Annotated in this window: 13 protein-coding genes; 7 read left to right on the top strand and 6 right to left on the bottom strand. The window is 32.4% G+C overall.

Going from position 1 to position 24,690, the window contains the following annotated elements; all coding sequences use genetic code 11:
- The first annotated feature begins 170 nt into the window (after window positions 1-170).
- A complete protein-coding gene (gene rfaD, locus NH26_RS01225) occupies window positions 171-1,142 on the top strand; it encodes an ADP-glyceromanno-heptose 6-epimerase (protein WP_044226558.1) in 972 nt (323 codons plus the stop codon).
- Window positions 1,143-1,178: 36 nt separating this feature from the next.
- Here rfaD and NH26_RS01220 read toward each other — a convergent pair whose 3' ends face one another.
- From NH26_RS01220 to NH26_RS01200, 5 genes are all read right to left on the bottom strand, one after another.
- Window positions 1,179-2,987, bottom strand: coding sequence for an alpha-amylase family glycosyl hydrolase (locus NH26_RS01220; protein ID WP_052432179.1), 1,809 nt, complete (start codon window positions 2,985-2,987; stop codon window positions 1,179-1,181).
- A gap of 81 nt (window positions 2,988-3,068) precedes the next feature.
- Window positions 3,069-6,515, bottom strand: coding sequence for an alpha-amylase family glycosyl hydrolase (locus tag NH26_RS01215; protein WP_052432180.1), 3,447 nt, complete (start codon window positions 6,513-6,515; stop codon window positions 3,069-3,071).
- Between the two features lie 198 nt (window positions 6,516-6,713).
- Window positions 6,714-7,874 carry a SusE domain-containing protein gene (locus NH26_RS01210; RefSeq protein ID WP_044226563.1) on the bottom strand — a complete coding sequence of 387 codons (1,161 nt, stop codon included), beginning with the start codon at window positions 7,872-7,874 and terminating at the stop codon, window positions 6,714-6,716.
- 27 nt (window positions 7,875-7,901) lie between these two features.
- Window positions 7,902-9,533 (bottom strand): RagB/SusD family nutrient uptake outer membrane protein, encoded by a 1,632-nt coding sequence (locus NH26_RS01205; protein ID WP_044226566.1) that lies wholly within the window; start codon window positions 9,531-9,533, stop codon window positions 7,902-7,904.
- A gap of 13 nt (window positions 9,534-9,546) precedes the next feature.
- A complete protein-coding gene (locus NH26_RS01200) occupies window positions 9,547-12,543 on the bottom strand; it encodes a SusC/RagA family TonB-linked outer membrane protein (RefSeq protein WP_052432190.1) in 2,997 nt (998 codons plus the stop codon).
- A gap of 627 nt (window positions 12,544-13,170) precedes the next feature.
- On the opposite strand from NH26_RS01200, the gene NH26_RS01195 reads away from it, so the two are divergent.
- The 6 genes from NH26_RS01195 to NH26_RS01170 are packed head-to-tail and all read left to right on the top strand — an operon-like array spanning window position 13,171 to window position 24,105.
- Window positions 13,171-14,199, top strand: a complete 1,029-nt coding sequence (locus tag NH26_RS01195; RefSeq protein WP_044226572.1) for a LacI family DNA-binding transcriptional regulator — start codon at window positions 13,171-13,173, stop codon at window positions 14,197-14,199.
- A gap of 28 nt (window positions 14,200-14,227) precedes the next feature.
- The gene (locus tag NH26_RS01190; protein WP_044226575.1) at window positions 14,228-17,551 is read left to right on the top strand and encodes a two-component regulator propeller domain-containing protein; all 3,324 of its coding nucleotides are present in this window, start codon (window positions 14,228-14,230) and stop codon (window positions 17,549-17,551) included.
- Window positions 17,499-18,164 carry an ABC transporter ATP-binding protein gene (locus NH26_RS01185; RefSeq protein WP_044226579.1) on the top strand — a complete coding sequence of 222 codons (666 nt, stop codon included), beginning with the start codon at window positions 17,499-17,501 and terminating at the stop codon, window positions 18,162-18,164. The genes NH26_RS01190 and NH26_RS01185 overlap by 53 nt, the downstream gene beginning before the upstream one ends.
- 57 nt (window positions 18,165-18,221) lie before the next feature.
- The gene (locus NH26_RS01180; RefSeq protein ID WP_044226582.1) at window positions 18,222-23,024 is read left to right on the top strand and encodes an AsmA family protein; all 4,803 of its coding nucleotides are present in this window, start codon (window positions 18,222-18,224) and stop codon (window positions 23,022-23,024) included.
- The gene (locus tag NH26_RS01175) at window positions 23,024-23,401 is read left to right on the top strand and encodes a DUF1523 family protein (RefSeq protein ID WP_052432182.1); all 378 of its coding nucleotides are present in this window, start codon (window positions 23,024-23,026) and stop codon (window positions 23,399-23,401) included. The genes NH26_RS01180 and NH26_RS01175 overlap by 1 nt, the downstream gene beginning before the upstream one ends.
- A gap of 14 nt (window positions 23,402-23,415) precedes the next feature.
- Window positions 23,416-24,105 carry a YceI family protein gene (locus tag NH26_RS01170; RefSeq protein WP_052432183.1) on the top strand — a complete coding sequence of 230 codons (690 nt, stop codon included), beginning with the start codon at window positions 23,416-23,418 and terminating at the stop codon, window positions 24,103-24,105.
- 129 nt (window positions 24,106-24,234) lie between these two features.
- On the opposite strand, the gene NH26_RS01165 is transcribed toward NH26_RS01170, so the two are convergent.
- The gene (locus tag NH26_RS01165; protein ID WP_052432184.1) at window positions 24,235-24,690 is read right to left on the bottom strand and encodes a CBS domain-containing protein; all 456 of its coding nucleotides are present in this window, start codon (window positions 24,688-24,690) and stop codon (window positions 24,235-24,237) included.

The raw sequence follows: 24,690 nt of genomic DNA, 5'->3' as shown, positions 1-24,690 counted from the left end.
GTAGATTTAAGTTTCGAAACTCTATTTGACTAAAGTTGATGAAAAAATCTATATAACATTTCATAGCCAAATAGATTCAAGGCAAAATTCTTGATCATTTTATTGTATCTTCGCACTGCTAATTATTAGAATTAGCAATTTTACCAATCAAATATCAAAAGAAAGAAATTATGATCGTAGTTACAGGTGCAGCTGGTTTTATAGGAAGTTGCATGATTTCTAGATTAAATGAGGATAATTTTAATCAAATTATAGCTGTTGATGACTTCTCTTTTCCTGAAAAAAACAAAAATTTAGAAGGGAAAACCATTCTTGAGAAAGTAGAAAGGGAGGAATTTTTTGATTGGTTAGATAAAAATCATTTAGAAGTAGAATTCATTTTCCATCTAGGTGCAAGAACAAGTACTGCAGAATTTAATAGAGAAATCTTAGCTCATTTAAATACTGAGTATACGAAGAAAATGTGGAATGCAACAATTCAATATGCTATTCCTTTAGTTTATGCCTCTTCTGCAGCAACATATGGTTTAGGTGAACTTGGTTATGAAGATTCTGAAACTATCATACCTAATCTTAAGCCTTTAAATCCATATGGCGAATCAAAAAATGAGTTTGACAAATGGGCCTTATCTCAAGATAAAAAGCCAATGTTTTGGGCTGGATTAAAATTCTTTAATGTTTATGGTCCTAATGAATACCATAAAGAAAGAATGGCATCGGTTATATTTCATGCTTTCAATCAAATTAGCAAAACTGATGCGATGAAGTTATTCCAATCGCATAACCCTGATTATAAAGACGGAGAACAACAACGTGATTTCGTATACGTAAAAGATGTGGTAGAAATGATGATGTTCTTAATGCATCACCGTCAATCTAAAGATTCAGGTATTTACAATGTTGGCACTGGAGAGGCAAGAACATTTCTTGATTTAACAAAAGCGACATTTAAGGCGATGGGTAAAGATGAGGATATTTCATATATTCCAACTCCAGAAGATATTAGAGATAAATACCAATACTTCACTGAAGCTACAATGCAAAAAATGAGAAGTATCGGTTATGATAAACCTTTTACTTCTTTAGAGGAAGGTGTAGAAGATTACGTGAAAAATTATTTGATGAGTTCTACTAGATATTAATCATCAATAAAACATATTGGAAAGAGGTAAATAACACTATTTACCTCTTTTTTTTAATTCTAAAATGTGAATTTTTAGTGGATTTATGGTATAAGGTATAGATAAATCAACCTTCTTATCTGACAGAATATTTATTCCCACATGGAAATTTTCAACAACACTCTTATATTTTTCAAAATTGATTAACTGTGTTGTATCATCATTATTATTGATGATAATAGCGATGGTCTGCAAATCACTTATTCTAAAATATACATAGACCTCATCAATAGGTATAAAATGTACTAATTTCCCCTTGGCAATTGCATCTGAAGATTTCCTCCATTGTAATAACCTTGATAAATAATCCCATATTTTATTCTGTTTTTTTGTCCTCCCCTTTTTCTCAAATAAGTTCTTCTTATCTTTTTTCCAACCTCCCATTACATCTTCCCTGAGAGAACTATGATCATTCTCAAGTCCTTCATATAAAAACTCCGTTCCATAATAAAGTTGGGGTATCCCTCTTGTGGTCAAAAGAAACCCAAGTGCCAACTTTAATCTTTTTATGGATTTTATTTTTGAAAAAACTCTGGTTATATCATGATTATCCAAACAAGTCATCAAAAGGTATGGATTCGTATGTAAAAAGTCCTGAGATAACTGATTATACAATTGATGCATTTCACTTTCCCAAAAATTCGATCGATCTGATGAACGAAATGATTTCACTGCTGTAAATGCTAACGGTAGATCTGTAACTGCTGATACATTGTAAGTGTTATAATGCCCATACTTAGCAGCAAAAGGAGTCTCCCCTACCAAAATCTCAGCAACAATATATAGTGCCGGAAATTCTAATTTTATAGCCTTTACCCAGTCATTATTAAAAGAAGGAAATACATAACCGAAAGTATCAATTCTAAGACCATCTAATTGAGCATATTCTATCCACCATAAAGTATTTTGAATTAAATAGGTTGCCAATAATGGATGATCTTGATTTAAATCGGGCATTTGATCTGTAAACCATCCTTCTTGGGTCGCTCTAAGATCTTCATCAGATACATAAGGGTCAAAAGCAGTATTGACATGGTAGTTCGTTCCATGATAAGACATTTTATCTCCTTCTATATAAGTTTGATTATTTAACCAAGAAGTATCGGGAAGATCTTTGAGCCAATTATGTTCAATTCCAATATGATTTAGAACGACATCTTTTATCAATTTCATTCCCTTTTTATGTATTTTATCTGATAACTTTTTATATAAGTGGTTATCTCCTAAACGTTCATCTACAGAATAAAAATCAGTAATACCATATCCATGGTAGGAAAAAGATTGTGCATTATTTTCTTCTATTGGAGTAAGCCAAAGCGTTGTACACCCTAAATTATTAATATAATCTACCTTATTAAGGATACCTTGAAGATCACCTCCATGACGTGCATGTGGCACTTTCTTGTTTTCTTTTTCAAATAGTTTCTTTGACGTAAAATCACCTCCTTTAGCAAACCTATCAGGCATTATCAAATAAATAGCATCTTGTTGGGTAATTGTTGTTTCTTTTATTTGATACTTGGGGTTTAATTTACTCTGATAAATATGATATTCATATTCAACATATTTTGCTCCATCATTTAAATGAATAAAAAATGAACCTGAAGGGCAATTCTTAGGCAATAGAATTTCTAAAAAAAGATAATTAGGGTTATTCGTTTTGATGCAGTTTTTCAAAACGACACCAACATTATTATCCTCTATATTTACAGTATATCGACTAATATTAGTACCATATAGTAAAATTTGTAATTCTTTCCTTGCAAACGCATTCCACCAAAATGGGGGTTCTACTTTTTTTATCATTTCAGAATAGTTGATATATCTGTAAAATAAAAAAAGCCTACAACAAATGCTGTAGGCTTCAATTTATTTTTTAGAAACAGACTATCTTCTAATCACTTTCTTCACAATTCTTCCTTCTGATGTAAATAGTTCAATGAAATAAATACCTGAAGAGAATTTTGATAAATCAGTTGAAAATTGTCCATTCACTTGGTGTTGAGTACCTAACTGAATTACTCTTCCAGCTTGATCTCTAACAATCCATTCTATGCTTCCTTTTAAGCGAACACTAGATAAGTTAATAATAGAAGAAGTAGGATTTGGTGATGCAACTACTTCACTATTAGAAATTTTATCTGTAATGCTGGTAACATCATAATCAATCACATAAGTAAGATTCTTAATATTTGCTCTAATAGTACAAGTACCATTTCGCGTAAATGGAATATCTCCACCTTCACCCTTAGCTTCTTTAAGCTTACCTTCACTGGCGTATCCCCATTGACCGCCATTCCAATCTTGTTGGTCAATCAACTTAAATACCTGCCCATTAACAACAGTAACTTCTTCAATTACGAAACCACCCTCTCCATCAGGAGACATCTCAATAGAGTTTGAAGGGTTCCAGGCAACATTCATTAAATCTCCAACAATAAAAAGTGATTTATTATTGTTCTCAAAAGAAACAAATTGAGGGCTTTCAGAAACATCTCCTGCAATAGCTTTTAAAGACATTTGATAAGGAAAGTCTTCATCGCTCATTTCAAAGAATTCTCTTGGTGTAAAAGAAGCAACATATTTATTGCCTTCTTTAGACATTACGATTGTTTTTTCATTTGAAATATTACCAGAACCATAAGCATCTAACACTAAGCCTGCTTCAAGAGTAACATCACCTTCAAAAGTTTTTCCAGTTGCTTCAGCATTAAAATAAACTTTCACTTCATCATCTTCAGTAAAACCATATGGATTTACTTCAAAAATTCTCTCAAAACCTTTTACTAAACCAGCCTCAGGCGTAGTCACTTGTATATTGGTAAGAACAAGGAATTCAGACGGGTTTAAAGTGACAGTACCAGATGCAGGAACAACTTCACCATTATTGAAATAACTATACCACGTATCAGCATCTCCGCTAAAGTCATAGGTATAATCTTTTTCAGTTAGATTAAAGTTACCTACTACTTTTACTTTAATAGCAGCTCCATTTAAAGAAATAGTTTTCATATCACTCGTAAGGTCATACACAAATTTATCATCTGCTAGGCCTCCAAGATTATAATCATTTCTTAGTTTTAATAAAGCGGCGTATACTTTATAAAGTTCATTACGAACATCATCATTTTGAGTATCAAAGTCTTCTATTAATGGTTTTTCAGAGGTTCTATGGCTATCACTAACTTCCCCTTGATATTCTTTTTGGTTAATAGATACATTGTAACCTCTTTCACCGAATTGCCATATCAATTTAGGTCCTGGAACCATGAAAAAGAAAGCTGAAGCAAGTTTTGCTCTTCCAATACCATTTTCAATTTCTTTTAAATTATATGTCTGAGAAACTAAACCATGATTTTCAGAATCATATATTAAGCGTTCTTCATCGTGTGATTCCATATAAGACATCACTCCATGAGTTGGCATTCCTCTTTCTTTTGGAGATTGCCATTTAATGTCTTTATTATTGCCTTTTACAATATCTCTAAAATCATGATTGATATTACCCCACAATGAGATTCCGTCTTCTGCTAATACTTTTTCCTCTGAAAGGTCTGCTAAATGCTCAAAAATCACATACGCATCACCATTTCTTTTGATGATTTCAGCATTCATTCTTTGCAGAATATCTACCCTTTTCTGGTCGTATTTACTACCCCACTCATCATCACCTGTTTTTAGTTCATTACTAAAACCTTTTGTGAAATCGAATCTATATCCATCAACTTTATAGTATTTCATCCAATGGGCATTAACACTATCCACTAATGCTTGAGTAAATTCACTTTCATGATTAAAGTCTGCTCCCCATTGTAGTCCAGGGTTAGTGAAGTTAGATTTCTCATTAAACCAAGGGTTATCAGAGGTTGGTTCACCATAATCTCCATCATTATACATTCTTACCATAGGTGAAGAGTGGAATGAATGGTTTAAAACTAAATCTATTATTACAGCAATACCACGAGCGTGTGCCTCATCAACAAATTCTTTAAATTTATTTTTAGGTCCATAGTATTTATCAGGAGCAAAATAAAAGTTAGGGTTGTATCCCCAAGATGAATTACCTTCAAACTCATTTACAGGCATTACATGAATAACATTTGCCCCTAAATCTTTGATGTAATCTAATTTAGCAGTAGCAGCTTCATAAGTCTGCTCTTTCGTAAAATCTCTAAATAACAATTCATAAACTACGGTTTCCTCTAAAGGTACTGGAGTGAAATTAGTTGTTTTCCATACGTAATCTTCTTCATTAATTTTGAAGGTAGATGCTCTAAAGGTTGTTTTATCTGTTGGGTAAGCAATTAACCCTGGATATCTTTCATTATCAATCCATTTATCATCAGGATCGGATACTTTCTCTGTATATGGATCAGCGATAATAAGAGTACCGTCAATCAAATATTGATATATATATTCTGTATCAGGATCAAGAGTTGTGAAAGTATACCACCAATATTTGGTGTCTCCATCTTCCTCCAGTTTCATAGGATAAGCAGACTTATCTTCCCAATTATTGAAACTCCCTATAACATTTACAAATTCCTTTTTACCAATAGGGTCTTGAAGAACTAGAGTTACTTCATTACCATTATAGTTGGGCCCCAATAAAGTGGCATAAGTAGGTCTATTTTCTTTTTGAATAGTGTTACCTACAACAAATTCTAGAACTTTCACATCAGTTAAACCACCCGCACTAGCTGAGATTTCAATTTTTAAAGCTCCTGCACTTGCAGATGCGATTGTATGAGAGATCTCTGTTGCTTCTGCAGTAGCCACCTGACTTCCATTAATTTTAATGGTTAATTCTGAAGTAGTTGGAGAAGTAGCTTGAATATCTATTTTATCACCTTCTAAGAATACATCTGTAGCTTTAGGAGAAACAACAGTTACAGATACAGCTAATTCTTCAATAGGTATCACCAAATCACCTGTTTTCTTTCCTCCATCTTTTGTTTTGACTAAACCACCTACAGACTTAATTGCAGTTGGATTATCTGCCCCAACAATTTCAGCAATAGTTTTATAAGTAGCATCACCATTAGTGATTGGAAAAGTGAACGTAAAAACGTTACCTTCTTTCTTTGTTAATTTTGCTGCTTCTGAAGATGCTGCCCAAGTACCATTCGTAAGAAAATCTCCTACCGTACTCCATCCCCATAAATATAAATCAGATTCACCAGCAACATCAGTACCTGAGACATCAAAAGTAATTGTTACCTCTTCTGTTAATACATCTATTTTATCTGGTGTTGTGCTTACTTGTGCCTGAACTGCATTTGTTATTAGTAAAGCAAAAAATAAATAAGCAGTCTTAAGTAAAAGTCTTTTCATAATTTAGTCTAAAAAGAGTTTGTATTTTCATATTCCCCTATAAAGGTAGGAATAACACTACTTTTTTTCAACTTTTTAACTAACTGATTTTCTGATATTTAAACGCAAACGGTAGCGCAATCGGTTGAAATATATTCATAAAAAAAGCAGCTCACTTCATAAAGAAGTGAGCTGCTTTAAATACAATTATATTAAAAACTAGTTTTTAATCAATTCATATCTCCAGTTAGGAGCTTCTGAAAGATCTAGTTTCACTGTATAGTTTCCAGCTTCAGCAACTTGAATGTTACCTGCACCTAAACTTAATGAATTACTTCCATTATCACCTTGACCAAAGTTTAATCCCCAATCATAATTAGCTCTGAATTTCAGTTCACCAGCTGTTAAATCTACAGTAACCATCCATACGTTTGTTGCAGGATCATAAGTCATATCTGTATCATTTTTATCATTTGGAGCATCACCAGGCCAGCCATTTGGAGTAGCATCACCTACGATTCTCCAAACTGTTGGAGTAATTGTGTATGATCCGTCATCAGCACCAAATGTTGCTTGGATTCTGTATTGAGGAGCATCACCTGCATCTGTTGGTACTTCACAGTTGTCTGGGTCGTTACCACCATTACCAGATTTTGAAATAATCGAAGCTGGACTTGTAGCTGGTACACCTGTACCATTAGGAAGACCATATTGTGATCCCCAATCTCCGCCAATTGTTACAAATTTAAATTGACCAGAAGCAGCAGTACCATCAGATTTTGTTTTAAGAGGCATATATCCCTCATAGTTATTATCAAAATTAACTGATGCTATAGTATACATTTCGTCATTGTTATTCCAACCTGAAAAATCACCTGGTAAGAATACCTTAGGGTAATTAATTACAGATAAGTAAGGAGTAACTTTGAATGTATGCTCTCCAGAAGAAAGCGTATCAACATTTGCATTTACAATTGTAATAACTTTAGAGTAAACAGTATGTTCTGTATCAACAGACAAACCTAAAGCTACTAAAGCATTGTTTAAGGCTTTAGTATTTACAGGCAACTCACCACTTGGAGTATCCCCTAAAGCTTGTACATTTTCAAAAGTTTCCGTATCTGAGATTACTACTGTATAGTTTCTTGCTAAAGAAATACCATTGTAGTTAGACTCAGACCATGTAAATGTAGTTGCTACAGAATCAGCACCACCATTAGCAGTATCTAATTGTACTGTACTACCATTTTCAGGCAGTAAAATTTCTCCAGATACATTAGAAGACGAATCTCCTAATTTTGGTTCTTTTGGATCCTCAGAGCATGCAAACATTGCAAAAATCAGAGTGAATCCAATAAGTAATATATTAAATTTTTTCATTGTTATATCTTTATATTAGAACTGATTTTAGTAACCAGGGTTTTGCTTAAGATTAGGGTTTGCACCTAAATCAGAAGATGGGATTGGACAAACATTATAAGTTGATGGAGTAGACACACCGTCTTTATCACCACCTTTAAATTGCCAAACATATTGTCCACCAGTAAACTGACCTAATCTAATTAAATCTGTTCTTCTTACACCTTCCCAATAAAGCTCTCTCGATCTTTCGTACTTAATTAAACTTTCAACACTGTTTAATTCAGTTGGAGACAATTTATCAGCATCAGGAACATTAGCTCTATCATAAAGCGCATCCATGTAGATTCTAGACTGAGATACAGAAGCACCAGGAACTTGTCTAGCAGCTAATTCTGCATAGTTTAAGTAAGCTTCAGCAAGACGGAATACAATAAAATCAATATCTACAACATCGCCAGTAGGATCTGAACCAGCAACACCTGCTCTAGTCATGTTTCTGAACTTAGCAATAGCATAACCTTCAGTAAACTGAGTTGGGTCATTAATTTCTTCTTGCTGACCGTCAGTATACACTAAGTTTCTATCATCAGCACTTTTAAACTGAAGAGTTCCTGTAAGTGTTTTCATAGAGCGGTTACCACCCCATCCACCATTCACACCAAATTCACTGGCATTCATAGAACCACCAATAGCTGCGTGAGTTAAGTAAGTACATCCACCAAATGATTTAGATCTTAAACCATTTTCATTATGAGACCAAATAATTTCACTACCTGATGTATGATTATCAGCTAAGAATAATGTTTGGTAAGCAGTATACTGTGAACCTTGATTATCAGTCACTAAAGAATAACCACCTTCATTAAGTACTTTATTAGTATAAATCAAAGCAGAATCATATTTTGCTGATAAGCCATAAGCTTCAGCATTTAAATATAATCTAGACAATAACATCCAAGCAGCAGCTTTGTTTGCTCTACCTGATTCTTGACCTGGAGCCGGAGCAACTAAATCACCTTCAATAGCTCTTAACTCAGAAGAGATATAATTGAATAATTCTGATCCACCTAAAGTACCTGCTGGTTGAGGTAAGAATTTACCTACACCATCAGCTTCAGTAGTAAAAGGAATACCATTACCAAATAAATCTAAGGCATGCCAGTAAGAATAAGCTCTCAAGAATCTCGCTTCACGATTCATTTCTTGAGTTGAAATTCCATCAACAGTGATATCCACACCATTTGTATTTCTAATGAATTCATTACAGATAGAGATCTGGTAAAAAATTCTTGAATATAATGCAGAAATAAATTCGTTATTAGATCCCCAAGTCATGTAACTTAATTTAGGTAAGTTACCATCAGCCCAACCATTGATTGTTTCATCAGTTGGTAATTGCTGTAACTCCCAATAACGTCTGATGTACTGAGATGCACCTTCATCGATACCTCCAATGTCTCCTTGACCTGCAGGACCTTGTTGACCTGTTACAACATAGCCACCATATAACTTAGCTAATGCTTTTGTATAGTTAGAAGGATCATCAAATACATTAGCACCAGAAATTGTATTTGGGTCAATAGGTGTGGTATCTAAATCACCCACACAAGATGTGAAAGATACTGCTGCAACAAGTGCAACGATGTATTTCAATCTAAATATATTTTTAAATTTCATTTTATTTCTTCAATTAGAATCCAACATTAACACCAACTAAGAATGTTCTTGGTCTTGGATAAACATCGTTATCAATACCACCTGAAATCTCAGGATCAAGACCTTTGTATGGAGTAACAACAAATACGTTGTTTACTGTACCATAAACTCTCAAATTCAATGCACCATTTTTAAGGTTAGTAAAGTTATAACCTAACATAATGTTGTCTAATCTAAAGAATGAAGCATTTTGTACATAGTAATCTGAGAAGTATTGAGCATCATTAAAACCTGTTGTTAAAATGTCTGCATGTCTGTTACTTAAGTAACCACCACCAGTTGAAGTGTAAATACCATTTAAGTAACCGTTATTCGAAGCAACGTTGTTATACACATAGTTACCAAAGTTCCAACGACCTGCGAAAGAGAAATCCCAGTTTTTGTAAGTCATCTTAGATGTGATACCCATGTAAACATTAGGTGCAGGATCTTCTTTTCTAACTTTATCATCATCATTGATTAAACCGTCTTGGTTTTGATCTACATAAACACCTTCTAAAGGATTACCATTTGCGTCATAAACTTGTTCGTAAACAAAGAATGAGCTTGCAGGATAACCTTCTGAGTGAATTTGAATTGTGTTACCTGTACCACCAGCAATACCACCTGTAAATACACCTTTGTAACCTGGGTCATTTACTTGAGTCAACTTAGTAATTTTGTTCTCGTTATATGTTACGTTAAAGCCAAGATCCCAGTGTAAATCTGAAGTCGAAATAGCTTTGTAATTGATTGAGAATTCAACACCTTTATTTTCCAAATCACCAACGTTTGTAAGTAATTGGTTAGTCAAGTTAGAACCTGCAGGTACTGGAATTACGTTTAACAAGTCTTTAGTATATCTCTGGTAGAAATCAACAGTACCTGTAATTTTATCATTCAAGAATCCATAATCAACACCAATATTGTAAGTAGTTGTTTCCTCCCATTTGATGTTCGCATCATAACCACTTGGTCTTAATGTTGTGCTATAATAAGGAGTACCGTCTGGTAAATAGAATTCATAATCAGCAGTATTCTGTGAAGAAGTATATGTTGGTAAATAAGGGTAATCACCATTATTAATATTTTGCTGACCTGTAATACCGTAACCTAATCTAAGTTTTAATCCACTTACAACATCTGAATTAGCTAAGAAACCTTCTTTTTTCATATTCCATGCAAAAGCTAAAGCTGGGAATAATCCCCAACGAGTATCTGGAGAGAATCTAGAAGTACCGTCATTTCTTACTGTTGCAGTAAATAGGTATCTATCTTTGAATGTATAGTTCAATCTACCAAAGAAAGAAACGATATAAGATTCAGTTCTAAATGTTCTTTCAGGTTGACGAGGAGGATCTTGATCATTTGCAAAGTTATTAGAGTAAGAATACTCTTCTCTCCAGAAATGTTGCCAAGAGTAACCACCCATGATATCAATACGAGAATCAATAGATGTTAAGTCTTTAGTATACTGTAAAGTAAAATCTAATAACTCATTTTTCTTAGTTTGTTTGTAAGGAGAGTAATCACCTTGTGTTGCAAAAGCAAAAGCAGCTGTAGGAGGAACTAGTGTACGTCCATCAGAGTTTGAGTAATCATAACCCAAGTTCAAGTTTGCTTTTAATTCAGGTAAGAAATGGAATTTATAATCGAACTGAGCGTTACCAATAAATCTATTTACTGTAGCTGAGTTATCTTTTTGCTCTAACAATGCTACTGGGTTTGCAGAAGCAATTGTAATTGGGTTGTTAGTACCTTGATCAATCCAAGTGTGGTATCCATCAAATCTCTTATAAACATCTGCAGGGTCTTTTGGTTGTTGAGTTGGGTCATAACCAAGAGCTGAACCAATTGCACCATTATCCGCAAATTGGTTTTTCACGTTCATGAATTTAGCATTCACGTTGATTGATAAGTGATCATCCAATAATTTAGGTGTTAAACCTAATGAAGCAGTTGTTCTATCAAGGTGTGATGTATTTAAAATACCGTCGTTATAAGTATAACCAACTGATGCTCTAAATGGAAGTACATCTTTAACTGATCCAGAAACTGAAACGTTATGGTCTGTACTAACTGCAGAACCTAATACTTCGTTCTGCCAATCAGTATCATTTGTACCAATTAAATCTGTAACATTAGTTTGACCAGGGTATCTTTTATTAACCATGTCCTTGAACTGGTTAGTGTTCAATACATCTACTGTTTTAGGAACAGTAGCTACTGATACATTACCTGCGTAATCAATTTTTAGTTTACCAGAAGATCCTTTTTTAGTAGTAATTAAAATTACACCATTAGATGCTCTTGAACCATAAATTGCTGTTGCTGATGCATCCTTAAGTACTGTGAATGTCTCGATATCATTTGGGTTAACAGTATTTAAAGGGTTTTGCATACCTGAAACTCCTTCATTATCGATAGGTACACCATCAATAACAATTAGAGGATCATTAGAAGCTGATAAAGAAGAACCACCTCTAATACGGATAGTTGATCCAGCACCTGGAGCACCACCTGATGAAGTCATCTGTACACCAGCCACTTTACCATTTAATAGGTCTTGTGGTGAAGTAATCGCTCCTTGGTTGAAATCAGATGCAGTAATTGCTTGAACTGAACCAGTAGCATCTTCTTTCTTTACACTACCGTAACCAATTACGACAACCTCTTCAAGTTGTTCTGCGTCTACTTCCATAGCCACATCAATGTTTGTGGATGTACCCACTACTATCTCTTGGCTTTTGTAACCAATATAAGAGACAACAAGTACATCTTCACCGTCCGCTAGGGTAACTTTAAATTTACCATCAAAATCGGTAGTACCACCTTTAGTTGTACCTTTTACTAATACAGCTACACCAGGAAGTGTGTCGCCGTTCTCATCTACTACAGTACCGCTAATAGCTCTCTCCTGAGCAAATGTTACAAGAGAGAATAATAAAAGCAGCATCGTCGCAGCAAATTGCTTTGTAGAGTTAATGCTCATTTTCATACTTAAACAGTTAGACAAATAGACAAGTATCATTTTAAGATTATCATTTAGTAACTATATGTAGGTTAATTTTTTTTAAAAAATTTTTACTGTAATTATAGATAAACAAAATTTCATCTTAGAATAATACAATTACCAAATCCACTTTCGTTTCAATTGGTAATGCAAAATAAGTACTATTATTTATACTACAAAGAATTATTTCTTCACATTTAGCAATTTTTTTATAATAATTTATCAAAAAAAAATTCCGAAACCGATTTCAATAAACAAATCTACAACGCCTCAATAAATCTATTTTTTTATTAAATTTCAATATTTACAACTAACATATTGCGAATTATCAAAATATCTTTCTGTTTAAATGTAAATTAGTCATTTATAAACATATCTTAAATTCTTAAAATTTACTTAAATACAGGAACTTATTAAATGAATGAAAATAGTTTAAAAAAAAATTCAACAAAACCTCCTAAAACACAACATTTTAAATGGACCTAACTTTTCAATCGGTTGCGCAATTTTTTACAAAAAATTAAAAATGAATAGGTCATTTCATTCATAATGTATATCTTTTCACATATCAGTACAATTTTCACTCTTCTAATAGAAAAAAACTGCATGAGAAAAGCACAATACACGATGCAAGACATCGCGAATCAGCTTGGAATTTCAAAATCTACTGTTTCGAGGGCATTAAAAAATCATCCAGATATCAGTCAAGAAACTAAGGACGCTGTCAATAAATTAGCAGAGGAAATGGATTATCAACCCAACTCTCTTGCATTAAGTCTTAGGCATAAAAAATCTTTTGTTATTGGTATAATTGTCCCAGAAATTGTACACGACTTTTTTGCTAATGTTATTTCTGGTGTTCAATCTGTTGCTTATGAGGAGGGATACAACGTAATGATTTGTATTTCTAATGAATCTCCAGAACAAGAAGAGGTAGATGTTAAAGCCATGTATTCTAGTAGAGTGGATGGTTTACTAATATCTCTGACCAAAGAAACTAAGAAACTAAAACATATCGAAAGTATCGTTAATAAAGGGGTACCACTAGTTATGTTTGATAGAGTTTCTGAAAATATAAACGTTAGTAAGGTGATTACTGATGATTTCCAAGGAGCTTTTATGGCCACTGATCATTTAGTAAAACAAGGTTGTAAAAAGATTGTACACCTTAGTGGACCTGACAACTTATCGATTAGCTCTTTACGTCTTAATGGTTATAAGGATGCATTATCAAAAAATAATATACCTGTTGATGACAACTTAATCATCCCTTGCCCAGAAGGTACACTTTCTGAAGCTACCAAGACTATGAAAAGCATCATTAATAGTAACTTAGAATTTGATGGCATATTTGCTAACAATGATGTGACAGCAATTGGAGCTATGAATGCTTTAAAAGAGCTTGGTAAAAAGGTACCTGAGGACATTTCTATAGTAGGCTTTGGAGATTGGAGACTTTCTCAATTATTAGATCCTCCCCTATCTTCTATAGAACAATCTGGAATTAATATTGGTGTCGAATCAGCGAAACTTCTTTTTAAACAAATAAAAGAAGAAGAAAATGATAAAGAGTTCACGCCTATCACTAAGGTGGTTCAAAATAATTTAATTGAAAGGAAATCTAGTATTAAATAAAAATAGATCCCTTCATTAATAATAAAGCATGATAAAAAGTATTACTTTTAGTCATGCTTTTTTAATGAACAATAATTTATTAGACTTATCTTGTCACTTCATAGCAAGAATTGATTTTATTTTATTTATGCATCGATTACTCTTTTGCTTTTTCATATTTCTTTTTCCATCACATCTATTAATTGCTCAACAATTCAATATATCATCTTTTGGGATTCATGATGGACTTAGTCAAAATAATTGTAACACATTAATCAAAGGTGATAATGGTGCCATATTAATTGGTACTCTTGATGCTGGTATTAATATTAATAATGGACAGTCTTTTACTACTATTGATGTAAGAAATGGTTTATCAAATAACTTCATCAATGATTTCACTAAAGATGATAGAGGTGGCATATGGGTGGCCACAAACAATGGACTGAACTATATCAACAATAGAAAAATCAATAGTTATATAGAAAATGACACTCAATCATTTCGTGTTCAACAAATATCTTATGATTCAAATCTAAAAACAGTATGGGGGGTTACTCTTAACCACGAACTTTTTAGACTTACTTCCTATTTAAAACTAGATAACTTTCATGGCAACCCTAAATTAACATACACATCAATTTCAGCAGATGACAATGGTGATATTTGGGTAGGCACGAAGAGACAGGGACTTTATGTTTATCATGGAGATTCTTTAAAACATCATTATAAAACTAGTGCATACATTACTTGTATCCGACATTTAACAAATAATAGAATCGCTATTGGTACCACTGATGGCGTTATTATATACAACAAGAATAATTTTGAGAAAGGTGCATTTAAAATTCTTCAAAACAAGAAAATTAGATGTCTGTTAGAAGATTCTAATAAAAACCTTTGGGTAGGCACTACATTTAATGGTGTTTATATTACTAAAGGCATAAAAGTTATTAGAAATATGACGAAGAAAAATGGCCTTTCTAGACAAATAAACGATATAGTAGAAGATAATGATGAAGGTATTTGGCTGGCTACAAAAAACGGATTGTATCGCTATAATAGTGACATATATACTCTTTACTCAAAAAATTATAGTGTTGCCTCTGATATTCTAGACACCTACCAAAGTAGTGATAGTTCTACCATACTTGGGTCTGAAAGAGCTTTGACTGTTATTAAAAACAATAAATTCAGAGGTAAAATTGCCTTACCTATTAACACAAGATCACTTGATGTTATTGAAGATGATCAAAAGCATTTTTTAATAGGAACAGATCATGGAGTATTTCGTTATAAGAACGGGTATTGGCACCCTTTAAAGGCAAAAAACAAAAATGACATTGAAGATTACCCTTCTACATTTTTTAAAAAAGAAAAGCATATTTATGTAGCCGCGTTAAATCACATCTACCGTATTGAAAAAGATTCTTTATTAGAGGTATCCAACCTTAACCTATATCTTCAAAACTACCGTATTTCTAAAGGGATCACTTCTCCTGTGGATCAAAGTGTATGGCTTGGAACAATGGGTAAAGGATTAATTCATTTAGATTCTAAATGGAATATCATCAAGATATATCAGAAAAAAGATAGATCAATCCCTAGTTTATATATCAATGATCTAAAATTTGATAAACAGGGGCAATTATGGATTGCTACTTCTGAAAGTGGAATTTGTAAAATTAGAGATGATCAATCAGCAGCAATTAGTTTTCAAGATGAAAAATTATCATCCACTAACATTAGAACCCTAAATATTGACCAATTTGGTAATGTTTGGGCTGGTAGTAATACTTCAATCAATCATTTAATTTCTTTAGAAAACGATATTGTTCGAATTGAAAGATATGGAACTGACGAAGGCTTTAATGCACTAGGCTATGAAAGAGGTAGTGCTTCTGTAGATTTTGAAGGTAATCTTTGGTTTGGCACTGAAGATGGAGGTGTAAAGATAAACCCCAATCATCAAGTTTATAGTAAAAAGACGCCAAAAATATTATTTAAGGATGTAAAAGTATTTTCTGATAACTTTCCTTGGAGTGATTTCTCTGAAGGTATTGACCCTATTACACATTTACCTATCAATGCTGTTTTACCTCCTGAGTTTAATCATATTACAATTAGTTTTGTAGGTATATCTATGAATGTCCCTACTAAAATTAAGTATCAATGGATGTTAGAAGGTTTTGATAAAAACTTCTGTCCTCCTACATCCATAAATAAAGCAGTTTATACCAAACTCCCCCCAGGAGATTACAACTTTAAAATTAAAGCAATTAATGCGGGTGGTGTAACTTCTGAAGACGAAACTTCTTTAACTTTTACTATCGATAAACCTTTCTATCAAAAAAGAAGTGTAATCGCACTTGTGGTGTTAAGTATTCTTATCGTTGTCTTCTACCTTTTTTACTACTATTTAAAACAAGAAAGGGATCAAAAAGAAATTTTACAGAAGAAAGTAGATGAACGTACCCGTGAAATTGCAAAAGCTAGGGAGCGTGTTGAAAAAAGTAAAAATGAAATAGAGAGTAAAAATGAAGAACTAGCAGTCATCAACTCAAAAGTAAGTAAGAGTATACAGTATGCTGCTACCATTCAAAAAGCCCTTATCAATTGTGATAACAACTTTATCCGCTTATTTCCTAAATCATTTAATCTTACGATTACTAAAAGTGAAGTAACAGGTGATTTTGTTTGGATGCATGAAAATGACCAATTTATCTATCTTTTATTAATTGATTGTACCAATCATGGTGTACCTGCTGCATTAATTTCTATCATTGGTAATCAGCTTTTAGAACAAATTATTTCTGAAAATGAGGGGATTTCTGGTGCAGAATTATTAACTAAGTTAGATTTCTGCTTAAAAGATGCACTTAAAATTGATACTAATACATTAATAAGCGATGGAATGGACATCGCTTGTTGCCGTTTTGAAAAAGGCACAAGAAAAATTAATTTTGCTGGAGCAAGGAGACCTCTTATCATTATAGAAAATGGTGAATTAAGAACAATTAAAAGTAATTTCTGCAGTATAGGAATCGTATTTGATGACATCACGCCACAATTTGATAATTTAGACTTTGAATTAAGTGAAGATGCTATTATTTATTTATTTTCCGATGGGTTTGCTAATCAGTTTAATGCAGATGGAGAAAAATTTAAAAAGGTACAATTCAAAAAACTTTTAATTGAAATCTCTAACTTGCCAATGGCAGAACAGTGTAAAAAATTATATCAAGTTTTTCACGACTGGAAAAAAGGAGTAGAACAAGGCGATGACATGATGGTTGTTGCATTCAAATATGACATAAAATATGCTGAGAGCGAAAGGGATCACAAAATCATACGGGAAGTTGAACGTACTTAAAGGCATTGATTTAGAAATCAAAGCCAATGAAATTGTTTCTATTATGGGAGCATCTGGAGCGGGTAAAAGTACCTTGCTTCAAATTTTAGGTACACTAGACACCCCAAAAGAAGGAAGTGTTTGGATTGATGATGTTGAGGTTACACGTTTAAATGGAGATAAATTAGCTCAGTTTAGGAATGAAAAGATTGGTTTTGTTTTCCAATTTCACAATTTACTCCCTGAGTTTACAGCTTTAGAAAATGTTTGCATGCCTGCCTTAATAGCAGGAAAAGAATTGGACGATGTGAAAGAGAAAGGTCAAAAATTAATGGAGCTTTTAAATATAGGACATCGTACAGAACATAAACCATCAGAAATGTCTGGTGGAGAGCAACAAAGATGTGCTATAGCAAGAGCATTAATCAATGATCCTCTAATTATTTTTGCTGATGAACCTAGTGGTAACTTAGATTCTGAGAATGCTAAAAGTTTACATCAACTATTTATTGAATTAAGGGATAACTTTAATCAAACTTTTGTGATTGTTACACATAATAGAGAATTAGCCAAAAATGCCGATCGTCAACTTTGGATGCGTGATGGTATTATAGAATCAATGGTAACAGAGTAAAATAAGAGTACCACTCTTTTCAAGAGATAAATTGCTTTACGCTCTGAGATTTTTTTAATGAGTACTGAAAACATAGAAAATAAAGAAGAACAGGGTTCATCTAATGATTTACCTAAAAAAGCCAAATCTATTGGAAGAAGGATAGCCAACACTATTTTGTATTCTTTTATAGGTTTGATTGTCTTGTTATTTTTAATTTTTGGGGTTGTTCATATCGCATTAAATAATTATGCTGAGGAAATTGTAGGTGATATTGTTCTTAAGAAAGGTATTCCAACAGCAACGCATAACAAATATTCTATCGATTTTGATAATATTGATGTTAAACTTATTGCCGGTTGGTCTGTTCATGATTTTTTATCAAGTGGTTCAATTACATTAGATAATGTCCTATTTTCACCTGATAGTGCCTTTGCCTTAAAAAATGATAGCCTTCCTTTAGCTGAAAAAGAAAACCTGGTCCAACTAAAGGCACATCAAATAAAACTACAGAACATTTCGTTATTACGTGCTTTATTTCAAAAAGAAATCTATGTTGGTAATATCGCTTTTGATAGTGTAAGTGCTGAAATTCATAAATACAAACACGGAAAAACACCAAAAGTTACCGTTAAGGATACTGACAAGGAAAAGTTTGATGGACTAAAAAAGTTTTTTGATAAGCAGAGTGAAAACTTTAACAGATATCGTGTTGGAAATATTTTTATTAATAACTCTGATATTAACTTTATTGATCATACTAAATCAAAAAAACAACAGGTTAGAATTGGTAATTTAACCACCAAGATCAATGATATCTATTTAGACTCCACTACCTTATACCAAGAGTTAGTACCCATACATATAAGTGCTTTGGATTTAACTTCTGAAGATTTAAAAGTAGAACTAGAAAAATCTCCTATTGGTATTTCTTTAAGGAAATTCACTTTTTCATCTTTTGATAGTTCCCTTACAATATATAATACATCACTTTACAAAATTAGTGATAATGAAATTCCTCTTAGTGGCGCCTCTATCCCATTATTATCATTAGAAGGCATTGATATCTCTACATTCTTATACGATAGTATTTTAAATGTTAGAAGAGTCGAGATTTCTCAACCTAGAGTAGAACTAAACCTTAACTCCTCTCCAAAAGTGGGTAAGAAGAAGAAATCGACCCCACAATTACCCCAATTTTTAAAACGTATTCAGATTGATGAATTCAGTCTCAATAACGCCAACATCCCTTTAGAAAGTGATAAGTTAGGAAAAAGAGAGGTTAAAGATTTAACTACGCATGTTTATCATATTAATGTAGATAACGCTACTCTTAAAAAACAAATACCATTAGCATTCAATTATTTTGATGTTCAATTAAGAAATCAATACTGGGGATTAAAAAATGGTCATTACATACGCCTAGGGAGTATTTACTATAACTCGAATAATCATAATTTAAAAGTTTATAGACCATTATATTCACCTTATAAGGTAAGTAAGAATGTCTCCTCTAAAGCTAAAATTAAAGCATCAGCTAAAAGTTTTAAGCTTTCCAACATTAATTACATAGATTTCCTCAAGAAACCTTTAGATAGTATTCTTGTGTTTGACGAAATGGAATTTAATCAACCAAAAGTTGAAGTTTGGCTGCCCAAAAAGAAGACAGAGAAACCTGTAAAAATTAAAAAAGACAGGAAACATCAATTTATACAATTGAATAGCACTGCTATTAACAACGCAAAAGTAACTTTACACTTACCTAATGATTCTATTTATGATGATAAAGGAGTTACAGCACAAAATTTAAAAGTGAATCTCGATACATTATTATTACCGGTTCATGACCCTTTAAATTTTCAGTTAAGTGATGCAAGTATCAAAGTCTTTGATACTCGTTTAAAAGACATAAAAGGTTATGATCTAAATTTAGAAAAAGCCTCATTTACTTTAGCAGATAGTACTTTTGAAGTTCATGGCATCAATGTTTCTAGTCAAAATACTACCAAGAATAAAGTAAAAGTAAACACCTATATCGATCAAGTATTTTTAGAGAATATTAGTTGGAAGAAGTTTATTGAAACAGATTCCTTAATCGTTAATCGTATTTATATTGAGGTACCTAGTGCCGATGTCAAATTACCATTAAAAGAACTTCAAGATCAATTAAAAGAGGCCAAAGTAAAGGAAGAAATTGCTAAAAACAATCCTCAAAAAAATCCATTTAAATTTCTAAAAATTAATCAATTACATTTTAGAAAAGGGCCTTTATCTGTTTATAATCCTGATCAATCTTTGCTGATGCAATCCTCTTCTACAGGTTTAGACTTGGAAGGTTTTGAAATGAGTAAAGATAGAATAGATTGGAATGAATTATTTTTTGTATTAAATGATTTATATTTCCCTCTAGATAAAATACATCATCAAGCAAGAGTTTCTTTATTAAAAATCGATGCTAAGAAACAAGACTTACTTATTGATGGTATCACAATTATTCCTACTCAAGAGAAGCTTATTAAAGACTATCACGTGATGTGTGGAATCAATGAAGTAAATATTAAAGGTCTCGATTACCATTTACTTACTAATTTAAAACAGGTAGTTGCTGACGAAATCAATATTGATGGTTTGAGAGGTATTATTTCTCTAAACTTGGTGAAGAAAGATAGTACAAAGGTTAAAAAAGCTGGTCCTAAAGAAATCCCACTTAACTATATCAATATTGGTAAAATCAACTTAAGTGCTGATGATATTGCATTATTAGTTAAGAACAAGCCTCAAACAACAAATTTCGCTACTTTTTATGGTGGTAAATTTGAGCTGAACAATATCAAATCTCAGCCGGATTCTATTCGTCATATTAGTAAAATCACCCCAGAGGATTTTTACGTTACACTAAAGGGACTACAATTAGAAAGTGATGAAAATCCTATGAAATTTACTTCATCATTAATTGTTGCAGATAGTAAAGGCGATAGTATTTATTGTCAAAACACGGATATCACACCCAAATTAGCTTTCCAAAAAGTAAGTAATTTAGACTCTTTAATGTCTATTGCTGTTGGAGACCTAAAGATTAAAGGGGCAGGCATTAAATCTTTACTTTATGAGAAGAAGATTGATGTAGATTCTGTCTTAGGAAAGAATATTTATTACATCACCCCTGTCAATAAAAAGAAGAAAAAAGTTACTACTGGCTCTTTTGCAGGGAAAAACTTTCCAAAAGAAAAAGTCGATAAAATTCTAAATCAATTCCAATCAATTCATGTAGGTTATATTGATATTGATAGTAGTCAAATTAGTTTTAGAAGACCGAAGAAGAAAATTACTTACTCTCGTTTAATGGAAAGAGATAAAGAAGTTATTGTTCTAAAAGAGGCTAAAATCAATGAAAGTAAAATCAAGAGAAAATCCGAAAAAATAAAGAGATCCAAAAAATTATCTAAGGAAGAAAAGATTGCTTTAATTGACAAAATGCTACAAGATACTATTGGGCAAACCATTGAAATTTATCCATTATCTCCTTCCCAAATAGATAATGAATCTAATAATCACAAGGAATCACTGATTTCAAGGTCATCTGAAAATACTCTAAAAAACATTCATGTGACTATTAAAGATTTTGATCTCAATAAAAAACTCCTTGATAAAGAGCATTACATCGGACTTAAAAGTGCTGTAGCTACACTAGGGCAGAATTCTATTAATCTAGGCAATGGAATGTATGCCTTAAAATTTGACTCATTAAACTATAACTCCCATTATCAAGATGTTTATGTCAAAAACTTCAAAGTAGACCCAAAGTATTCTAAAAAGGATTTTGGAGTCTATAACGAGTTCCAAACAGATAGAATTGAAGTTTCAATACCTGATTTATTGGTGAGAGGAATACACCTCAATAAATATGTTTATAGAGACTCCCTTCACCTTAATGGCATTGAAGTCGATCAGTTAAATTTATCTGCCTATAGAGACAAATCAATTCCTGCTGACCCGTTCAAGAAAAAGCCTAAAATGCCTCATACTATCTTTGAAGATTCTAAACTGATATTCAATCTAGATAGTATCACAATAACAGATAGTAGCATAGATTATGAAGAATTTAAAGGGGCTATTGAAGATGCACAAGTAGATACCGATTTTACTGGAGGAAAATCAGGGCAATTTCAACTTCAAAATTTCACTGGGCAGATCTTTAATTTAACTAACAATACAACCACTTTAGATTCCATTCCATTTGCAGAAATGTTTGTAAAAGGAACATTAATGAATGAAGGTGGTGATCTAAAAATGTATTTTAGAATACCTCCATTAGATTCTCTAGGCACCTATTATTATGAAGGCGAAGTTGGCGAAATGGATTTAGTTAAGCTAAACCCACTTATTGAACGTCTTGAGATGGTCAAAGTAAAAGATGGGCATCTCAAAAGAATGTATTTTAAAGTTTTAGCCAACGATTCTCTTGCGGTAGGAAATATGCAGTTCCGATACAAAAACCTTGAAGTGGATGTCTTAAAAGATAAAGAAAAGAAAGATGGTAACCTTAAGAGAAATGCATTTTTTAGTTCTGTTGCCAACCTCTTAATAAGGGAAGAAAACCCAAGGTTTCCATCAATGAAGCAAGGACATATTTATAACGTCCGTAATCAAAATAAATTTATATTTAATTATTGGGCAAAAACAGTATTATCGGGTGTTGCTTCTACATTATCTCCTCTTATGGAACCAAATTTGAAGTTTGAAATTGATCCTATTACAAAAGAAGTTCTTAGAAAAAGAACTCCTGAGGAAATTAAAGAATTAAAAGTAGAAATTCGATATATTGAGAAAAATACAAAACGAAAACAGAGACTAAAAGGTCCTCTAAAAAAAGTATATTAATGAAAAAAGCACTTTATATTGGTATTGCAGTTGTTGTCTTCATTATCTTCATTTGGGTATTTCCTAAAGTAAATAGAAGAACTATTACTGCAACAGTTACAAAAACTGAAAGAAGTTTTGGTAATATCGACGATAACAAAAGTAAAGATCGAATCGGAAAATATTTGATTTATACTTTAGATAGTAATGGCAAATCACATGTATTCGAAAATATTGATACGTGGGTCTGGTTTAAATTAAATTCATCCGACATATATGCCAAAATTCAACAAGATAAGACCTATGATTTTAGTGTTGTAGGTTTCAGATTTCCAATTTTTTCAATGTATCCTAATATTATTTCTGTGGAAGAAGTAAATTCGGATAAGACTAATTAATATTTTTTTAAACTATGAAATTTTTAAACTTCCTAAGCATTCTTTCTATCTGTTCTTTAGGCTTATTTTCGTGTGGAGAAAAGCAAAGCTCTGCAAAAGAACATGAATCTCATGAACATGATGGACATTCTCATGGTGCCCATTCTCACTCTCACGCTGTAACTTTTGAAGACGGTGACTATAATGTAAATACTGAAAAAAGTACTTTACATTGGAAAGGATCTAAAATTGTTGGTGATGAGCATTTTGGTAAATTAAGCATCAAAGAAGGGAAATTAATCATTAAAGATGGTCAATTAGCCGTGGGCTCTTCTTTTGTAATTGATATGACTTCGATTACTGTGGAAGATTATGCTGCTGATAATCCAAAAAATGGTAAACTTAAAGGACACTTAGAGAATGATGACTTTTTTGCAGTTAATAAGTACCCTACAGCAACATTAGCTATTACTAATGTAGAGAAAGGTGAAAATAATGCTTTAAAAGTTACAGCAGATCTTACCATCAAAGATATTAAAACACCTGTAGAATTTACAGTGCAAACAATGTCTCATGACGGTGAAGTTCACGCAATGTCAAAGCTTGAATTTGATAGAACAAAATACGGTATTGAGTTCAAATCAGGTACTATTTTCCAGAACTTAGGAGATAAAGCTATTAAAGATAATATTGAAGTAGCCGTTAATATTTTTGCAGCTAAGTAAGCTGTTTAATGTATTTCAAGTAAAATACAAAAGTAAAGGGAGCAGCTTAAAACTGTTCCCTTTTTTGTACTCAACGCATCAAGTACCTAAGATAAGTTTGGATGTAGAAAATGTTATTTTATTCAGTTTTTACCAAGTGGTAGATTTTAGATCTATCGCTGCTCTTAGGATATCTCTTCTACTTACTTGGCCTATCAGTTTACCTTTTTTCACTATTGGATATCGTCTGTAGTTTGAATTCTTAAATAACATAGCTACTTCCACTACGTCTCTATCTGGTGTTATCGACATTACTGCTTTTGTCATGTAATCTTTCACCTTACCTTGTGATGCAGGGAAATTTAAATACCTACTTTCTAATACGATATGTAAGCAATCTTTTTCAGATAACATACCTACTAAATCCCCTTCATCATTGATTACCGGAGCACCTGAAATCTTATTTTCAACAAGTACTTCCATGGCTTCTTCAATAAATTGATTTGGTGTAAATACAATTAGTTTTTTAGTCATGTATTGATCTACTGATGGGTAAGGTTTGACGTCATGTGGATCTTCAAGAATACGTTTTGGTGTAAAATTCAT

The organism is Flammeovirga pacifica (genome assembly GCF_000807855.2).
GTDB lineage: Bacteria > Bacteroidota > Bacteroidia > Cytophagales > Flammeovirgaceae > Flammeovirga > Flammeovirga pacifica.
This window is presented reverse-complemented; position numbering and strand designations above follow the sequence as displayed.